Consider the following 1181-nt stretch of genomic DNA (forward strand, 5'->3'; position numbering starts at 1 on the left):
GTGCTGGCGGCGCGGCTGGCGCTGAGGCACGGCATCGCCTGCAACGCCGCCGGCGGCAGCCACCATGCGCGGCGCGCGCAGGGCGCCGGCTTCTGCACCTTCAACGACGTCGCCGTCGCCTCGCTGGTGCTGCTTGCCGAGGGTGCCGTGGGCAGCATCCTGATCGTCGACCTCGACGTGCATCAGGGCGACGGCACGGCGGATATCCTGAAGGACGAACCACGCGCGTTCACCTTTTCCATGCATGGCGAGCGCAACTATCCGGTGCGCAAGATCGCCTCCGACCTAGACGTTGCGCTGCCTGACGGCATCGGCGACGCGGCCTATCTCGAGAGGCTCGGCGGCATCCTGCCGGAACTGTCGGCCAGAACGCGCTGGGACATCGTCTTCTACAATGCCGGCGTCGACGTCCACGCCGGGGACAGGCTGGGCCGGCTGTCACTCAGCGATGACGGCCTGCGCGCCCGCGATGCGATGGTTCTCCGCCATTTTCGCCGGCTCGGCATGCCGGTCTGCGGCGTCATCGGCGGCGGCTATTCGACGGACGTGGCAACACTTGCCGCGCGTCACGCCATCCTGTTCGAGGTGGCGTCAGGCTTCGTCTGAGGGTCACTTCCTGTAGCTGGCGATCCTCAGCAGGATGAAGACCGGCACGACGATCGCCGCGCCCAAGAGGATGTAGCCGATGAAACGGTCGATGGCATGGAAGCCGAGATTCCACAGGTCGAGGAAGAACTGGCGGATGCCGTGGTAGACGTCCATCGGCGACCAGCCGAAGGCGTGCATCACGAGGCCGACGAGGAACGAGACCACAAGCAGCTTGATCAGCACCCGGAGCGGTGAGTCACCGAGAAAGCGCGTCAGTGCGGACAAGTTCCGTCTCCACGTTTCGGCTGCCCCGATTCGGGGGTTCGATCCCAGAAATACGCACTTGCCCGCCCGGCATCAAGCCAGCTGGATGTCGGCAAAGGCCACGCTCACCAAAACCGCCAACGCAAGATGCGGGCCCATGGCGCCCGTTCGCGATAGACTTCCCGGTAGCGCCAGAGCCTATTGTAGCGGTTGCCGCCGCCGATGCCGAGTTCCGACACTGGGCCGCCTCCCCGCTTGCGCTTGATCGCCACCAGTTCCTTGGCGTGCTGAAGGCAATGGCTCGGTTTCTGCGCAGGTTCGCCCTCGCC

Annotated in this window: 3 protein-coding genes; 1 reads left to right on the forward strand and 2 read right to left on the reverse strand. The window is 65.9% G+C overall.

What is annotated here, in order from left to right:
- A partial coding sequence (locus EOA33_RS36290; protein WP_145989532.1) for a histone deacetylase occupies positions 1-606 on the forward strand: 606 nt, incomplete at its 5' end.
- 3 nt (positions 607-609) lie between these two features.
- On the opposite strand, the gene EOA33_RS36295 is transcribed toward EOA33_RS36290, so the two are convergent.
- Both EOA33_RS36295 and EOA33_RS39555 read right to left on the reverse strand, forming a co-directional pair.
- The gene (locus EOA33_RS36295) at positions 610-873 is read right to left on the reverse strand and encodes a DUF6460 domain-containing protein (protein ID WP_127407766.1); all 264 of its coding nucleotides are present in this window, start codon (positions 871-873) and stop codon (positions 610-612) included.
- A 104-nt stretch (positions 874-977) separates the two neighbouring features.
- Positions 978-1181 (reverse strand): hypothetical protein (locus EOA33_RS39555; protein ID WP_190234505.1); only part of this gene is annotated, 204 nt, incomplete at its 5' end.

Origin of the sequence: Mesorhizobium sp. M4A.F.Ca.ET.050.02.1.1, assembly GCF_003997725.1 — a bacterium.
Lineage (GTDB): Bacteria > Pseudomonadota > Alphaproteobacteria > Rhizobiales > Rhizobiaceae > Mesorhizobium.